The sequence below is a fragment of the Hydrogenophilus hirschii genome, from assembly GCF_054656675.1.
In genome coordinates this window covers 51,860-67,603 of sequence record NZ_BAAHXQ010000003.1, presented here as the reverse complement: position 1 = coordinate 67,603, position 15,744 = coordinate 51,860, and the positions used below count along the sequence as shown (strand labels likewise).

Sequence of the window (15,744 nt, the reverse complement as noted above, 5' to 3'; positions counted from 1 at the left end):
GAGTCAGGATTGATTTCGACGGTTCAGGTGGGTGATCGAGCGCCAGAGCCTTTGCCACCACGGGATCGCCATTTGCTGGGCAGCACCGTCCATCCGCCGCGGATAACATACATGAACGGGCGCGCCCAACGCAACATGATATGGCGGCACGTCTCGGGTGACGATCGCACCGGCGCCAACCACGGCGCCTTCACCGATGGTCACGCCCGGTAGGATGATTGCGCCGGCACCGATCCACGCCCCGGCGCCGATGGTGATCGGCGCACGGGTGAGCGGGTTGTTGCGGATCCACCGATCTCCCCCATGAATCTGATGGCCGGCGGACAAGATTTTCACATGGGGGCCGATCAGCACCGCTTCGCCGATCGTCAACCCGCCTTCTCCGGAAAGGTAACAGCCGACATTGACGATGGTGTGCGCGCCGATCTCGAGCCGCACACAAGGGTCTTCGTTTGGGTCATCCACGGCCAGTCGGCACTGAGCGTACAAAAAAACCTCATCGCCCAGGAAAATTGTCGGTTTGGCCGCGCCACGGCGGTAGACGGAAACCGTGGCGTCGATTCGGCACCCCACGCCGATGCGATCGATGCCCGGAAAGTGGTCGACAACGGGTGGTACCCCCAAAATTTCATCACTCATGACCACCACCGTTGCAAGCGGTTGCGCAAACGCACGTGCCATGACGCTTTCAGGTCACAGGTGTCTGGCAGCCGCGGATGGGCAACCACCAGCCACTGATAGACCTCCCCATGCGGCGTGGCGGCAGCCAACTGCTCGCGCAGTGGCGCGGGGATTTGCGCCCAATGCTTCGCGAATTCGCTGTATTGCGGCGCGAGGGGGATCGGCTCCCAGTGCTTGGGTAGCCAACCGGTTTGTTCGAGCAGCGCAGCGAGCGTGGGCCGGGTGAAGAAGCGCACATGGGTGGCATCGAGCAGCCCTTTTTCCTGGTACGGAAAATCGTCGGAGAGCAGCGCCGCGATGATACCCAAATGGGCGACGTTGGGAATGGTGACGATGAATGCGCCGCCTGGGGCCAGCAGCGCAGGCAAATGGCGCAAGAGCAGCGCTGGATCGCGCAGATGTTCCAGCACGTCGCACGCCAAAATGACATCGAAACGGCGCGCAGCAAGCTGTGGCAGCCACTCCTCCGGTTGTTCCAGGTCACCTGCAATCAATTCCGCGCAGAAGGGCGCAGCGAGCGTTTGGCATTCGGGGTCCCGTTCCACCGCGGTGACGCCGCATTGCCGTGCAGCCAACATTCGGGTCATCGACCCAGCTCCGGGTCCCAGCTCCAGTACTGTGCAGCCCGCTGGGACATGCGCCAAAGCACGCGCTGGGGCGGTAGGGCTCTCCAAATCGATTGCGTAGGCGTAGCGATGGTTGGGCAGATCGTTCATCGGGCGCGACGCCTTTGGGTAAAACGGAAGGCAAAGAGGTGCAAAAGCCAGTAACGTACCCGCGCGCGCGGCGGGAGTGACAGCCGAAAGGAGAGCCAACCGTAGCGCAGCAAGGCGCGAAGGCCAGGGTAAAAGCCCCAGTCCGGTTTGGGTAGCCCCCGATAGGGTAGTGCGATCAGCGCGATCTGCCACGGTGCGAGCAGAAGGCGGCGCGACGCCGGATGACGGGGGGGATCGGCACGAAACATCAATTGCTCCGACGATATGCAGCTCTGAGGTGTGCCCAGCGGGCAACGATTTTAGGAAATACTGGCAGCGAAGCCAACGGGGCGTAGGGCCAAGTGGTGTGCGCGAGGGCACGTGCTAACCGTCTGGGTCGCAGAAGTTGGCGCCAATGGAGCGGTGTGCCGACGAGTTCGAGCAGGTGGTCGTCCCCCAAATCTTCGGTGTGGGCCAGGCGAGCGATGAGAGCGACCTCTTCCGCGGCCGGGTAGGCCACTGCACGTTCGCACAGCGCAAGCGCGTAGGGCTTGAGATCGGCAAAGGTGTGGCCAGTCAGCTCCCACAAAGGAAGGAAATGGCGCCAACAGGCCGATACGCCCGCCTGAAGCTGGGCAATCAAAGGGTTGGCAGCACATTCCGCCTGACGGTCGGTTGCGGTCTCCGGTTTCAACACGGGGGCAATCTGCCCATCTGGCTTTTCTTCATAACCTACCGTCGTGGCATGTAATGCCCGTGCCGCCTGCTCAAACAGTTCTTCGAAATCGAACGGCGCGCGTTCCCAGGGGGAACAGCGCCCCAGATCGGAAAAGAGACCCGTGGCGCTGCCGTGGACGATCGGATCCGAGTGAATCGCGTTGGCCAACGCAAAATAGTATCCGAAAACTTTGGGGTAGTGCGGGACTTCCGCTGCGAATGCGCGTTCCAGAAAGCGCTGGATGGTAGCGTTCCAGCCGATATCTACGAGCGCCACTTTCGGGTGGGCAAAAAAACCGTTTTGGGCGAAATAGGCGTACAAACGTTTGCGAGCGCTTTTGCCGTGCTGCGTGATGCGGTATTGCACCTCGGAATCGGCCAGGAAAGCGGCAAGACGCGCATCTGTGGCTTGTAACGGGGCGTCGAATGGGGTGAGTTGGTGCCGCGTCGCCAACGGTTCGAGCGCATCGATGGGCAGGGCAAAAGTTTTACAGATCGTTTGCAAACCTTTTTGTTTGGGATGAAGCAGCGCGAACGCGGCTTGTTCGGACGTCAGGCCGTCGGCAACTGCGGCGGCGGCAACCGTACGGCGGCTGGCGTAGAGGTACGACGCAGGAGGGAGTTCCGGGAAGCGCGCGCGTGCGGTCTGGTAGAGCGTATAGAAGAGATGCCCATCTCGCGCCAGGAAATAGAGGTGTTCTGGTCGATCACGCCGAACGGCTTCGATGAGTCCCACCATGAAGGTGGCAAAGATTGGGCCCAGTACGGTAAGCCCGTATTGGAAATAGGGATCCGGGGTGCGTGTCGTAGCGTCGAAGCGGTAGGCGTCGAGAAGCAGCTGAGCCATTTCGCGACCTGGCCAAATGCCACGAAAACGGGCCGCCAGATGGGCGGCGCGGTGGTGCATGCGTCTGCGGCGTTGCTCTGCCGGTTCGTCCAGAAAACAGGCCGGGATGCCCAGGCGGCTGGGTGCGATGGCGTCGGAGTGCAGATTGTCACCGATGTGCAGAACCGTCTGCGGCGCAAGATCGAGCCGTTCGAGCACATGCGTAAAAAGCCGCCCCGAATATTTGGCGGTACGCGCTTCTGAGGAGACAAAGATGTGGTCGAAGAGATCGTCAAAACCGAGTGCGTCCAGCAGTGCCTTGAGTTGCCGTTCTCCTAGATACATATCGGAGATGGCAATCAAGCGGTAGCCGTTTCGTTTGGCCCAGCGCAAGAAAAGACGTGCATTTCGCTTGGGGCGCAGCGCCAGCCGTTCGAGGCGCAATTCCTCCTGGGTGGCAAACGCGATGAGTTCTGCGCGTTCCTCGGCCGTGTGAAAAGGGGTCAGACGTTCGATCCAACGGGGAATCAACGCTTCCCAATGGCATTCGTGGTCGTGGCCGTCGGCAACGGCTTCGGAGCGGAGGGTCTGTTCCACGGCTTCGCGCGCTTTCAAAACGCGCCGCGACGAGGTGGCAAGGCGCTGTGCCAGTGCTTCGGCCAAGCGGAGGTGGATGCGCTCCGGCGGTTCGATAAGCCGCAACACCAAGGTATCGAAAACGTCGAACGAAAGCGTGCGAATCTCTGGGTGGCGACGCAACCAACGGCGGAGCGGAGCGAACCCTTTGACACGCAACGGCGTTTGGGGAAGCGCACGCGCCAAGTCACGCGTGTTGTGCCAGCTGTGCACAACGCGGCGAACGATTTGACGGGTACGGGAAAGCAACGAGTGTTTGGCTGGCGGCGGTGCCGTTCGGGGATGGTCCAGTTCGGCCAATGCCTCTTCGCGCTGCGCCAGCAGATGGATGGCATGTTGGCGCAGCGCTTCGCCCGCGGCGCGTTGCTGGTCGAAGGCAGCTTGCAGGGCGCGGTAGGTCTGCTGCCAATGCGTCAGCACGTCGTGCTGTTCGGCACGAAGAATCGCGATTTCCAGCTCTTCGAAGCGGGCAAGCTGTTTCGTCAGGTGCGCAATTTGCGGAATCCGGTGCCCGAAACGGGCCAGCAACCCCGGCAGCGTATTGCGCAGGAGCGCCGCTGCTTCTTGGTTGGCCGCAAGCGGTTTTTCGAAGATGGTGTTGCAATCGTGGAGGCGATAATCCAACAGGGGAGTGTCGATCCACTTGAGACGGGCGCCATGAATGAGCGCGCGCAGAAGAAAATCGTAATCGAGCACGTAGCGATAGGCGCGAAAGCCACCAATCGCTTCCCAAAGGGCGCGGGTCATCACGAAATTGGAGGAGGTCATGAAGAGGTTGCCAGCCCATAAGGCAGCGAGCCAGTCACGCTCGGTACGCCAAACGTTTTTGAGAGCTTCGTACGCATCGAGCCACCAGTGCTCTGTGATCGGTTGACCCTCTGGACCGATCAAGCGGATATCGGTGCCGACGAGATCGGCTTCGCCCTGCGTAAGCACTTCGAGACAACGCCGTAAGCGTTCGGGATGAAACCGGTCGTCACTGTTGAGGATCGCGATATAACGCCCGCTGGCGCGCAAAATGAGCTCGTTCAGGGTGACATCGGCTCCCCGGTTTGCATCATGCCGCCACCGGCGGATGCGCGGGTCATCAACGGTATGGGCGGCAGCAAAGGTAGCATCGGGAGAGGCGTCGTCGCAAAAGAGGATTTCCAGAGGCATTTCTTGCGCCAACGCGCTCAACAGCGCCTCGCGCACGAAACGCGCATGGCGGTAGCCGGGAATGACGACCGAAATCAACGGGGCAGCAGTCGGCAATTGCGGTGTCATAGGCTCACTAAGTCATGAAGTCCTGGGGAGCGGATTGGTACAGTTGGGGCAGGAGGGGCCACTGCCACCACCGCCACGGCGTTTCGGCAACCGCGTTCGCAAGCCGCTCGGCAATCCAAGCGAATGCCTGCGCTGCTGGCTCTGGACAGGGGGTAAAAAGGATGCGCAAATGGTTTGGCGCAACCGTGACCGTTTCACCATACAGGATCCGGCACCCCGTTTTTTCTGCGATGCGAATGAGTCCCGCGGGAAACGCAATGGTACCACCCAGGAAAGGGAAAAAGCGAAAATCACGAAAAGCTGGTTCCCACGCGTCAGGAAGGGCAATCCACCATTCGCCTTGTCGCAGTCCTTTCATCATCGCGGTGAGTGGCTGCCGGGTGGTGCGCCAGGCGCCCCCGATGAGGCGATGAAAAGCGGCGATTTTCTTGTTGAGGAATGTGCGGTAGGCGTCGAAAGGCAGGGCGTCTGGTGCCATCGTCAACATGCTGAGGCGCACCCCGCGCGTGGTCAGTGCCAGCGGCGCGGTCAGGAAACGATCCAGGTGGGTTAATACGAGAAGTGTTCCACGCGACGAGTCGCCGACTTTGGGCCATTCCTGGACTTCCCACGTAATGCCGTGCTGAGCCACCAGCCGCGAAAACGCATGGGCGTCCACCAATTCATGGCTGCGCATTGTACAGTGGCGAACCAGCCACTGTTGTCGTGTATGGGCGTCGACGTGCGGAAACAGTTTGCGAAACCCCTCGGCTACGGAAGCGATATCGAGTAGCGGGTCGGTGCCGCAATAGGGAGCCAGGCGCCAAGGGAGCGCGCCCGGTAAGCGGGCCAACCAAGCGAAATGGTTGAGATTGGCGGGGCGGCAGGGAGCTTTACGTGTGGAACGGTCGCTCATGGGTTCAGGCGCCAGCGGTGCGGCAAAGCAACGACACCGAAATCACGGGTCGTAATGTTGAGCACAGTGAATGGACAAACGGCTTCTGCTTTGTCGAAGACGTGTAATCCCGTTTCGTCCAGGACATAGACGCTCCAGAGGTATTTCCCGGAAAGTAGCGGCAACGCAGGAAATTCGACGACGACTTCATGCGAGCCGGCCCCGCGCAGCGGGGTGCGATTGGGGTCGAAGTGGGTGCTGGAACCAAACACATTGTCTCGGTCGGGCCGAATAAGGGCAAAACCGACGTGAAACGGGGTATCATCCTCCGCGGTGCACACGATGCGCAGCCGAATCGTTTCGCCGGTTTCGATCACACTGGGATTGGTCCCTTCGGCCGTTTCCACGGTAATGGTCGTGCACCGCACAGGCGGCAGTGTTTCCTGCGTCGGCACGGTAGGGAGCACTTCTGACATACGGTTCGCCGCGGCGCGCTTGTGCCGTTCGTACGCTTCGAACTCGGTGACGACTGCTTCGGTGTCGCCTTCCGCTTGAATGCGCCCAGCGCGCAGCCAAAGCGTACGGGTGCATAGCGTGCGCACCTGGTAGAGGTTGTGGGAGCAAAAGAGGATCGCCGCCCCTGCGTCACGCAACGCCAAAATCCGGTCGAGGCTCTTCTTTTGGAAATGGAGATCCCCTACGGAAAGGGCCTCGTCGACGATCAATAATTGCGGCGCACGAACCGTTGCCGCGGCAAAAGCCAGGCGCACGAACATACCGGAGGAATAGGTTTTGACGGGCCGCGCCAGCGTATCATCGGAGAGTTCCGCGAACGCTTGGGCGTCGCGAACGAACGCGTGCCGTTCTTCGGGGGGAACGCCTTGCAACAGGGCGCTCAAAAGAAGATTGCGGTAACCGCTCTCTTCCGGATGGAATCCTGCGCCCAGCTCGAGTAACGCCGCGCAGTGGCCGGTACGAATGATGGTTCCCGTGCTCGGGCGAATGGTTCCGGCGGCAAGCTTCAACAAGGTGCTTTTACCCGCGCCGTTTTCCCCGATGATCCCGACGGTTTCGCCACCTTGGAGCACGAAATCGAGCGGATGCAACGCGGTGAACGCATGATGGCGGGGCCGTCCGCTCAGCCGCTCCCATAGCCGATCGACAGGCCGCGCATAGAGTTTGTACGTTTTACTGACGTGGTGAAATTGCAGTAGCGGCCTGCTCATAGGGACTCGAGCACAATGGGATGCAAGAAACGAAACAGCCAAACCCCACCCAAACCCGACGCCACGGTCCAGGCAAAGAGCGCAGCCCAAGTTCCGGCGGGGGCCGGAAGCCCGAGCAACGTTTCCTGATACGCCATTGCCAGGCACGCGATGGGGTTGGCCAAGAGCCAAGCACGATACGGTTCGTCCAGCGTCTCGGCGGGAAAAAGGATTGCACCCGTATAAAACAGGATTTGCAGCACGATCGGCACCGCTGCGGCAAGGTCGCGTATCAGATGGTTCAGTGCTGCAAGGGGCAACGCAACCCCAGCGGTGATCGTGAGTTGGCAGAAAAAGACCCACGGCAGCAGTTCCCACGCAGGTGGCGTTGGTGCGCGCCACGCCAGCAGCGGCAGCAACAGTGCAAACCCCACCAGTTGCGGGACGAGTGCGGTCAATACCGGTGCCAACGGAAAAAGCGAAAGCGGAAACGTTTGCTTTTGTAACAACAGTTCGTTGCCGCTGATGGCGGTCACACTGCGTGCCCACGCCTCTTGAATCGCCAACCAGGGTAAGAGGCCTGAGAGCAGGAAAAAGAAGTACGACGTCTTCCCAGCCGCCTCTGGAAGACGGATGGCCAGAATCAGACCGAAAACCCCGTAAAATAGCGCAATCGTCGCCAGGGGTTGCACCACTGCCCACAGCAGCCCGAAGACTGAGCCCGCGTACCGGTTGCGCAGATCGCGGGCTGACCAAAAAAGGAGTAGGGCAAAATAGCGGCGGTATGGCGTCAGCGACAACGGGAACGGCTCCGCTTCAAAATGGGTAATTTTACAATGAAAGATTCTCTGGCAGCGGTCATTGTGGCTTTCCAGCCCAAACCGCAGCAGCTCATGCAATTGCTCGACGCGTTGGCCGAATCCGTTGGGCACGTGATCGTGTGCGACAACGGCGGTGCCGCGTGGGTAGCTGGCGTGCGCCGCAACGTGGTCTATGTATCGATGGGCGGGAATGTGGGGGTGGGCGCTGCGCTCAATGCGGGTTTTCGGTGGGCGCACCGTCACGGATACGCATGGGTCGTGACGTTCGATCAGGACAGCGCACCGCAGCCCGGGTGTTTACCGCGATTGACTCACGTCTTACGAACAGAAGGGGAAACCGTCGCCGCAGTCGCGCCGATGATTCGTGATGCGCGCAGCCAACGCTTGGGGCCACTCGTCGGTGAAATTACCGCGTGGTGGCGGCGCCCCAAACTGTTTTTGTCCGATGGGGTCGTTGCGCCTCTGGATCATGCGATCACCAGCGGGATGGTGGTTCGGCTTGATGCCTGGCGTCAAGTAGGCCCGTTTCGGGAGGATTTTTTTATCGATTACATCGACATCGAATGGTGTGTACGCGCGCGCGCCCGGGGATACCGTATCTTGGGGGTCGGTGGTGCGGAATTGCTGCACGAACTGGGCGAACGGTGGCTCTTTTTGCCGGGTGGCGCACGGGTTGCGGTGCATCGTCCGGAACGGGTTTTTTACGAGTTGCGTAACGGCATCTGGACCCATCGCCTTGCGCGGGACGATTGGCGTTGGCGACTGTGGCACTGGTGGATCGGTGTCAAGAAAGGGCTCTTTTATCTCCTTTTTTTACCTGAGCGCCGCGCGCGCCTTCGCGCTATGATGGCTGCTGTTCGCGCCGTGTGGCGCTCTGCAGGAGATTTGCGATGAAACGATTTGCTAAACTTTCGGTCGTGTGGGTGGCACTCTGCTCTTTTGCGGTGTTCCCTGCTTGGGCGTACGACTATTCAATGAAGATCACCGTTTCCATCCCCAAAGGCGCTGCAGCAGAAAAGCTACCGAAATATATGCCTTCCAGCACCAAATTCACCCAATGTGATCCGTCGAAAGTGGATGCGGTGACCATCAAGCTCGATTACGATGCGGGCGACCCCACCGATTTTTTGACGATGCGGGACGTCTATCTCTTGCTCTATACACCCAATGTCGAGGTGGGTGACCGCTTTCAAGTCGGCTATCGTGCTGCTGCCAATGGCGGATGGCAGGCGTTTCGCTCGGTGGCAACGGTAGATGATCTCAATGATTACGCGCAGGATTTCATCTATTTGCCAAAAGAGATCAATCCTTCTGGTAAAGTGTCGGAAACTCTGGTGGGTTCATTCTTGCCGCTCGATGGTGTGCCGCAAGGATTGTGGCAGATCGTCGGGATCGTTGCCGATCGGAACAAGATCGATTTCACCGATACCTCGACGTGGGATGCTTGGGACGTGGGCACGATCGTGATCGGGCGCCCGTGGTTGACCGGAACGAGGAATCAAGATGTGTGCCAGTAAACATCGGCATTGGTCGAGCGGGCTTTGGCTCATATTGCTGCTGCCTGCTTTGTTCATTTTGTACTGGCCCAGTCTGGGCGCGCCCTATTTTTTCGACGACGTGCGGCTGCCCTTTCTCGATCCAGAGAAAATGCAGGGGTTTGTTGCGCCACCGTGGTGGACGAAGCGCTTTGTCTCCTATTGGACTTTCTACTGGATCGACCAATTGTTTCCCAACACGATCACGGCGCAGCGGTCGTTCAACCTGCTGTTGCATTGGGTCAATGGGGTGCTCCTCTACGGGTTGATTCGTCGTGTAGGTAAGAACGGGATTTCCCCCCGTTGGCTCAGTGTGGGTGCGGTGGCGTGGTTTTTGCTTTACCCTGCGGCGATGCATGCCGTGGCCTATCTCCAACAACGCTCCATCTTGTTGGTGGTGTGCTTTGCTTTGCTGTCCTGGTTGGCATGGAACACCGCATTGACGCGACCGGCCTGGCAACGTGTTGGGTACCTGGTGCTGAGTACCGCAGCCTTTGTGTGCGCCGTATTCAGTAAAGAGCAGGGCATTACTGCACTGGCAGGCCATTTCGCGTTGTTGCTGTGGCATCTGCCTGCGAACAAAAGGCGGTATGCGCTGTTCGGCGCAATCGCGCTGAGCGTTGTGGGCGCTGTGGTCGTATTCTTTTTCTTTCGGAATGTTGTCAAAGACTATTTCCTGGCGCCACTCGATCAGCTTCCTACTTGGTGGGTCGAAGCGTTTCGCAACGACCCGCTGGGCCCGGAATGGGCGCTCTGGCTCACGGCAATCCTCATGGAGGCCAAGGCATTCTTTTACCAGCTGGGGGTTTGGTTCGTGCCACTGCCCTCGGCGATGGCAATCGATCTGCGTCCCGCGTTGCCGGTCACACTGAACGAACCCGCAGGGTGGTTGGCTGTGGTTGGCTATCTTGTCTGGCTGGTGGTGTGTTGGCGCTACCTATTCGTGGGGAAGGTGCCGCAGTTGCGGTTTGCTGCAATGGGCGGGGCGCTTGCTGGAACCCATTTTCTGTTGGAATTTACGCCGTATCGCGTCCTCGATGCCATCGTGCTGTACCGCAGTTACTGGTGGTTTAGCGCGTTGCCTTTCGTTTTGGTGGGACTCCTTGGATGGCTCGTTCCCAGGCTGATGCACCGTCCGCAGCGCACGCTGGTAGCCGCTTTGTGTGGCGCATATCTGTTGGCGGTGGGCGTCGTCGGGATGCGCTATAGCGAAACGTTTCGTTCCGCGAAAACGCTCTGGGCACATGCGGCGGCGCGGATTCCCGACGAAGCCTTTGCGGAACCGCGTTATCTGGCAGCGTGGCGCCCCTTCTACAATTTGGGGTTGGCACTGATCCAAGCAGAATCGTTCGAAGAAGCCTTGGAAGCGTTACGCAAAGCACGCCTACTCAATGCGCCCCCGGAAGCGGTCGCGTTTAACGAAGCGTACCTCAACAGGCGGTTGGGTAACGTCGCGGCGGCATTGCAAGCGGCGCGGTTTTATACGTCGGTTCCGTGGCACCCGGAATTTCGCGTCCCGCTTGTCAATCGCGTATTGGTGGCGATGCAGGTGGGTTTAGATGCACATGACTATCCTTTTGTGATCGAGGTGGCGCGCAAAGCGTTTGGTGCGCAACTCGAGCGGTTGGATGCCAACGTCTCAGCGTCGGTACGGGGGGCATTGGTGTATCACTATGCACGTGCCGCGGTTCGTCTGGGGGATGCAGTTGGTGCGGTTGCGGTGATCGAGCGTCATTTTGGTGATGACCCTCCTGAGGAGCTTCGTCTCACCTACTGGGACGCGCTCCAACGCGCTGGCCAGGTGGAAAAGGCGCTTGCCCACATGGCTACCCTTCCCGAAAGCGTGTTCCGCCAAAGTCCCGCTTATTTGGTGAGCCGGGCACTCGCTTATGCCCGGTTGGGGGATCGCGCCCGGGCGCTCAAAGACGCCAAAGCTGCCGCGGCGTTTGCACCAGACAATCCCACCGTTCGGCAATTGCTTTCGATCTTGGAGCGGTGATCGAACCATGGCGGACGATTTGCAAACAGACGATGCAGGGAAAACGGCTGTCACCGTATCGATCGTCAGCCATGGGCACCATCGCAAATTGACCCCGCTGTTGCACGATTTGGCCCGGTGTCCGGAGGTGGCGCAACTCATCTTGACGCGCAACATTCCCGAGCCGCTGCCGTCCATTCCGGAGGGGCTGCGTGCGCGAACGCAGGTGATCGACAATTTGCGAACGCGGAGTTTTGCCGCCAACCACAATACCGCATTTTCATTGAGTCAATCACCGTATTTCGCGATCCTCAATCCCGACTTGCGCTTGCCAGAAAATCCGTTTCCCGCTTTGCTGCACTGCATTCGAATGCGCCCGGGGCTTCTCGTTTCCCCTGGCGTATTGAATCCCACGGGCGCCGTCGAGGATCATGCACGGCGTTTTCCCACGCCGTGGCAATTGCTCAACAAGTTACTGCGTCTGGTTCGCGGTAAAAAAACCGATATCGGAGGTTATCACTACGTCGTTGGCAACGAACCGTTTTTCGCCGACTGGGTGGCGGGTATCTTCATGTTGTGCCCACGCGAAACCTTCCGTGCTTTGGGTGGTTTCGATGAGCGGTACCCACTCTACTATGAAGATGTCGACCTGTGCGTGCGCGCTTGGCGTGCGGGTTTTGCGGTAGCGGTTAGCCCCCAGGTTGCGGTGGTTCATGAAGGACAACGAGCCAGCCGTCGTGACCTGCGGTACCTCAAATGGCACCTGAAGAGTGTCGTGCGCTATTTGCTGTGTACCGGGTGGCGGTTGCCCATCGTGGCTGAAGCCGAGCAGCCGGTCACGAGCTTTGACGCTACGCAAAAGCCATGATCCTGGTCACGGGCGCTACTGGGTTCATCGGCGGTCGATTGCGGCAACCGCACCATCGGGTGCTGGTGCGGCAGCCGATGGGATTGCCCAACGAAGTGGTGGGTGATCTGCTGCAACCGGAAACGTTGTCCCAGGCATGCGCGGGGGTGACGACCGTCATTCATTGCGCGGGGCTGAGTGATGCCGACGAAACGTCCCATGACCGTTTATGGGCAGTAAATGTCACCGGAACACGCAACCTGTTGCGTGCCGCCGCGGCGCAAGGCGTGCGACGCTTTGTTCTCCTTTCCAGCGTCAAAGCGGCGGGCGAGCCGGGTACGGTGTGTGCAGACGAGCGTTGGGACGCGCCGCCGACCACGCCCTATGGGCACAGTAAGCGCGAAGCGGAACGGCTGGCATGGCGCATTGGCGGCAAAAGGGGAATGGAGGTCGTGGTGCTGCGTCCTGCTCCCGTCTATGGCCGGGGCGGCAAAGGTTTGCTCGCAACCCTGGTGCGGCTTGCTGCGCGGGGCATCTTGCCACCGCTGCCGGTGGTCGAGACAAACCGGCGTTCGTTCGTGCATATTGCCGACCTGGTTGCGGCAATCCGCCTGGTGGCTGCCCACCCTGAGGCTGCCGGAAAGACGATGATCGTTGCCCACCCGGAACCGTGCTCGACGGCGTTGCTGTTGACCACGATCGATCAGGCGCTTGGCCGTTCGCGCGCGCGGTGGCGTTTGCCCGCTGGTACCGCCTGCTGGCTTACGAAAATCCCGGGGCGGTTGGGCCGTCTGGCGTCGCGTTTGGTTTCCTCGGCTTGTTATACTCCGGCCACGCTGATGGCGCTCGGGTGGCAACCCCAAGTCGATCTGCTGACTGGTTTGGAAGAGATGGTGGGAAAACGTGATGTCCCAATCCCTGCTGATTCGTATCTGTGATCGGCTTCTGGCTGCGTTCGGCCTTGTGGTTTCCGCGCCGCTTCTGGTCGTTCTGATCCTGGTGAGTTGGTGGGACACCGGTTCGCCCCTGTTTCTGCAAACCCGGGTCGGGCGCTTCGGGCGACCGTTTACCCTCATCAAACTGCGCACAATGCACCCAGGAACACCACAAGTAGCTACCCATTTGGCGCCCAAAGCGGCGGTGACTCGTTGGGGTAAGTGGTTGCGCGCCACCAAACTGGACGAATTGCCACAGCTGATCAATGTACTCAAAGGCGATATGAGTTTGGTTGGGCCGCGTCCTTCGCTAACCACCCAAACCGAATTGATCGAAGCGCGCAGGCGGTTGGAGGTGCTGAACGCCTGGCCGGGTGTGACTGGATTGGCGCAATTGAGTGGCGTCGATATGTCTCGACCCCAGCTGCTTGCTGCGGTAGATGCGCGGATGTTGGCGGATTTGGACCTGAAGGCTTATTTGCGCTATCTGCTGTTCACGCTGTTGCGGCGAAGAATGGATATAATGATCAATACTACGCACATTTCAGGCTGAACGATGCAAACGCTATTTTATCAAGCGAACAACTGGTGGTTTCCGGTTTTTCGCGCCGACTTGAGTGACGAGTTTATCGACCCGAACGTTAGCAACGGCAAATGGTTGACCCATAACGGGTACAGTGGTCGCCCTCCCGGCTATGTCGACCCGTCGATGGTTCGCATCGGGGATGGCGTCGCCCAACTGACGGTGACGGAAGATGCGTCAGCGGGAACCTACCGCACCCCGTTGCTCGAATCGATTGGGACATTGACCTACGGGTACGTGGAAGTTCGCGCCAAAATCGACCCAACCCACCTCAATCAAGCCTTTTGGCTCTATCGCTGGACGCCTGAGCAGGCCGAAGAGATCGACGTATTCGAAATTGCTCCTGGTGTGCCGGGACGGGAAGATGGTGGTGTGCTCAACTACCACGTCATCGACAACGTAACGGGCGAACACATTGCCGCTCCGGTGGAGGTCTTCGCACCAGGTTTCGATCCCACGCAATACCATACGTACGCACTCGATTGGACCCCAGAAACCCTTCGGTGGTATGTCAACGGTCTCTTGATCCGGGAAGAACCGAACCTGTACTTCCACGACCCCTTGCAACTCATGTTGAGTTCAGAGGTACATGCCAGTTGGTTGGGGTTGCCGACGGAAGACGAACTGCCCTCCACCATGGAGGTGGACTATGTACGGGTTTGGGAATACCAGTCGGGTTGGGGGCTTTGGGAAGGGGGAGCTTAGTTTGACTGTGTCACAAAAAATGCTACACTTTCCCTTATATTGACCCCTTCCAAAGGAGCGCCTTGATGACACCGGCTGACGAACTGGAATGGTGCCTCACAGAGCTTACTGAGGTGCTAAGTCACGCCGATCGTCATACGGGGCTTAAGGACTACTGCCGGGGGCTCCTTTTGCCGATTGCGCGAAAAAGCATCGAACCGATTGCCGCGCACCTCGACCCTGAGCGGGTTCAGGCCAAGCATCAGGCGCTACACCACTTCGTGGCGAAATCTCCGTGGTCGGACGAAGCGGTATTGCGCAAAGTGCGCGAAATCGTCGCTCCGCACCTGGCACTCGATGAGGCGTGCTACTGGATCGTCGATGAGACCGGCATTCCCAAACAGGGTCGCCACTCGGTGGGCGTTGCCCGGCAATACTGCGGGCAGGTGGGTAAAAACGAAAACTGCCAGGTTGCCGTGTCGCTTTCTGTGGCGAGCGACAAAGGAAGCCTACCGATTGCCTTTCGTCTCTACCTACCCGAAGCGTGGGCCAATGACCCCGAGCGGCGCAACAAAGCGGGGGGTGCCGGAAACGGTGACGTTTGCGACGAAACCCGAAATCGCACTCAGGCAGATCTCGGAGGCGCTTGCCGCAGGCGTTCCCCCTGGGGTCGTACTTGCCGATGCGGTTTATGGCGACACCACCCATTTTCGCGATCAACTCACCGCGTGGGGTCTTCGCTACGCGGTAGCGGTACGAGAAACGACCACCGTGTGGCCGCCTGGGGTCGAACCCTTACAACCGGAACCGTACTCAGGACGGGGGCGACCGGCCAAAAACCTGCGTCGTAGCCCTGGGCACGAACCGATATCGGTCAAGCGGCTTGCCGAGAGCCTACCGCAAAGCGCCTACCGGACGGTCACCTGGCGCAAAAGCAGCAACACCCCTTTACGCTCACGCTTTGCGGCGGTGCGGGTACGTGCCGCGCACCGTGACTATTGGCGATCCACCCTTCGCGAACCCGAGTGGCTGCTCATCGAATGGCCGGAAACGGAAAGCGAACCGAGCCACTACTTTCTCTGCACGCTTCCCGAGACCTATTCATTGACGCAGCTGGTTCATACCGTCAAGATGCGCTGGCGCATCGAGCGCGATTACCGCGAACTCAAACAGGAAGTGGGGCTTGGCCACTACGAAGGGCGCAACTGGCGCGGGTTTCACCACCATGCTACGCTCACGATTGCCGCCTACGGCTTTTTGCTCCTGCAACGACTCAAAGGCTGGGATAAAAAAAACGGTCTCCTCCCACAGGCGCCTACCTTACCCCACTGGTACGTCCCCCGGGGAAGCCCCAAGGGCACAACGCCACGTACCCGACTCGATCGCAACGATTCGCTATGGACACGCTGAACAAATCAGCATTTTACTGGAAATGAGCGAGAGTGACCGTATCCCTTCGAC

General features: G+C 59.6%; 14 protein-coding genes and 1 pseudogene. 8 read left to right on the top strand and 7 right to left on the bottom strand.

Annotation, left to right across the window (positions count from 1 at the left end; translation table 11 throughout):
* Window positions 1-3 precede the first annotated feature (3 nt).
* The 7 genes from ACYQ4Z_RS09260 to ACYQ4Z_RS09230 are packed head-to-tail and all read right to left on the bottom strand — an operon-like array spanning window position 4 to window position 7,700.
* Window positions 4-639, bottom strand: coding sequence for an acyltransferase (locus tag ACYQ4Z_RS09260; RefSeq protein ID WP_459860825.1), 636 nt, complete (start codon window positions 637-639; stop codon window positions 4-6).
* A complete protein-coding gene (locus ACYQ4Z_RS09255; RefSeq protein ID WP_459860823.1) occupies window positions 636-1,397 on the bottom strand; it encodes a class I SAM-dependent methyltransferase in 762 nt (253 codons plus the stop codon). Before ACYQ4Z_RS09255 ends, ACYQ4Z_RS09260 begins: the two co-directional genes overlap by 4 nt.
* On the bottom strand, window positions 1,394-1,645 hold the full coding sequence (locus ACYQ4Z_RS09250) for a hypothetical protein (RefSeq protein ID WP_459860821.1): 252 nt from the start codon (window positions 1,643-1,645) through the stop codon (window positions 1,394-1,396). The genes ACYQ4Z_RS09255 and ACYQ4Z_RS09250 overlap by 4 nt, the downstream gene beginning before the upstream one ends.
* Complete coding sequence (locus ACYQ4Z_RS09245) at window positions 1,645-4,821, bottom strand: HAD-IA family hydrolase (RefSeq protein WP_459860819.1); 3,177 nt, start codon at window positions 4,819-4,821, stop codon at window positions 1,645-1,647. Before ACYQ4Z_RS09245 ends, ACYQ4Z_RS09250 begins: the two co-directional genes overlap by 1 nt.
* A gap of 7 nt (window positions 4,822-4,828) precedes the next feature.
* Entirely contained in the window at window positions 4,829-5,716 is an 888-nt protein-coding gene (locus ACYQ4Z_RS09240; protein WP_459860818.1) for a hypothetical protein, read from the bottom strand.
* The gene (locus ACYQ4Z_RS09235) at window positions 5,713-6,921 is read right to left on the bottom strand and encodes an ABC transporter ATP-binding protein (protein WP_459860816.1); all 1,209 of its coding nucleotides are present in this window, start codon (window positions 6,919-6,921) and stop codon (window positions 5,713-5,715) included. The genes ACYQ4Z_RS09240 and ACYQ4Z_RS09235 overlap by 4 nt, the downstream gene beginning before the upstream one ends.
* Window positions 6,918-7,700, bottom strand: coding sequence for an ABC transporter permease (locus tag ACYQ4Z_RS09230; RefSeq protein WP_219973513.1), 783 nt, complete (start codon window positions 7,698-7,700; stop codon window positions 6,918-6,920). Before ACYQ4Z_RS09230 ends, ACYQ4Z_RS09235 begins: the two co-directional genes overlap by 4 nt.
* A 36-nt stretch (window positions 7,701-7,736) precedes the next feature.
* Here ACYQ4Z_RS09230 and ACYQ4Z_RS09225 point away from each other — a divergent pair, with 36 nt between their 5' ends.
* From ACYQ4Z_RS09225 to ACYQ4Z_RS09190, 8 genes and pseudogenes are all read left to right on the top strand, one after another.
* A complete protein-coding gene (locus ACYQ4Z_RS09225) occupies window positions 7,737-8,615 on the top strand; it encodes a glycosyltransferase family 2 protein (protein ID WP_459860815.1) in 879 nt (292 codons plus the stop codon).
* On the top strand, window positions 8,612-9,238 hold the full coding sequence (locus ACYQ4Z_RS09220) for a hypothetical protein (RefSeq protein WP_459860814.1): 627 nt from the start codon (window positions 8,612-8,614) through the stop codon (window positions 9,236-9,238). The genes ACYQ4Z_RS09225 and ACYQ4Z_RS09220 overlap by 4 nt, the downstream gene beginning before the upstream one ends.
* Window positions 9,225-11,255: a tetratricopeptide repeat protein gene (locus ACYQ4Z_RS09215; RefSeq protein ID WP_459860813.1), complete on the top strand. Its 2,031-nt coding sequence runs from the start codon at window positions 9,225-9,227 to the stop codon at window positions 11,253-11,255. The genes ACYQ4Z_RS09220 and ACYQ4Z_RS09215 overlap by 14 nt, the downstream gene beginning before the upstream one ends.
* A 7-nt stretch (window positions 11,256-11,262) precedes the next feature.
* Window positions 11,263-12,102 carry a glycosyltransferase family protein gene (locus ACYQ4Z_RS09210; protein WP_219973492.1) on the top strand — a complete coding sequence of 280 codons (840 nt, stop codon included), beginning with the start codon at window positions 11,263-11,265 and terminating at the stop codon, window positions 12,100-12,102.
* Window positions 12,099-13,019: an NAD-dependent epimerase/dehydratase family protein gene (locus ACYQ4Z_RS09205; protein ID WP_219973493.1), complete on the top strand. Its 921-nt coding sequence runs from the start codon at window positions 12,099-12,101 to the stop codon at window positions 13,017-13,019. The genes ACYQ4Z_RS09210 and ACYQ4Z_RS09205 overlap by 4 nt, the downstream gene beginning before the upstream one ends.
* The gene (locus ACYQ4Z_RS09200; protein ID WP_459861013.1) at window positions 13,003-13,569 is read left to right on the top strand and encodes a sugar transferase; all 567 of its coding nucleotides are present in this window, start codon (window positions 13,003-13,005) and stop codon (window positions 13,567-13,569) included. The genes ACYQ4Z_RS09205 and ACYQ4Z_RS09200 overlap by 17 nt, the downstream gene beginning before the upstream one ends.
* 3 nt (window positions 13,570-13,572) lie before the next feature.
* Window positions 13,573-14,304, top strand: a complete 732-nt coding sequence (locus tag ACYQ4Z_RS09195) for a family 16 glycosylhydrolase (RefSeq protein ID WP_219973495.1) — start codon at window positions 13,573-13,575, stop codon at window positions 14,302-14,304.
* A gap of 65 nt (window positions 14,305-14,369) precedes the next feature.
* A pseudogene (locus tag ACYQ4Z_RS09190) lies at window positions 14,370-15,693 on the top strand (IS701 family transposase).
* Window positions 15,694-15,744 lie beyond the last annotated feature (51 nt).